1 pseudogene is annotated in these 589 nt (G+C 58.6%); it reads right to left on the bottom strand.

Annotated elements, in window-relative coordinates:
* Window positions 1–589, bottom strand: a pseudogene (locus tag B5F88_RS20010) (hypothetical protein); the annotation flags it as partial.

Raw genomic sequence — 589 nt, 5'->3', positions numbered from 1 at the left:
AGCAGGACCGCCTTTTCGTATGCTTTGCAGAAGACTCCGGCGATCTTCCCCTCACGGTCGATCTCCGCGTCCTTTTCCTGGATTTCCTTTTTTGCTCTCAGGATGTCCAACGCCTCCTGGGCGGCCTGCTCCCGCTGCTCCTCCGGCAGATCCTCCACCTGCTTGGTGATCTGGTAGCCCTGGTTGATGGACAGCTCCTTCTTGTCCAGCGCCTCCTTGACCGCTGCGGGGGCGTGCTCGTTGATCTGCATAATACGCCCCATGGTCTGATCTCCGATGCCGACTGCCTGTGCCATCTCTTTACGCGTGTTCACAGGGGGGAGCGCTTTTGGTGAATTCACCAAAAGCGCTCCCTTGTCTGTTTTATCACCGCCTGCAGCGGATTGATTTGACTTGGCCCTGGCTTCGAGTTCCGGCTTGAGCTTCAGGGCGATCTTGCCCAGCTCCCACTTGTCCAGGTTGCGGCGGCCCTTCTGGGTGTCCAGCGCCCACTGCTTGGCCTCCAGCAGATCGTCAAAGGCGAACACCAGCATCTGATAGGGCAGGCCGTGCTTGTCGCACAGGGATTTTCGGTTATGCCCGTCAATGA

Source organism: Flavonifractor sp. An306 (assembly GCF_002159455.1).
GTDB lineage: Bacteria > Bacillota > Clostridia > Oscillospirales > Oscillospiraceae > Flavonifractor.
The sequence above is the reverse complement of the archived record's forward strand: the minus strand, read 5'-3'. Positions and strand labels throughout refer to the sequence as shown.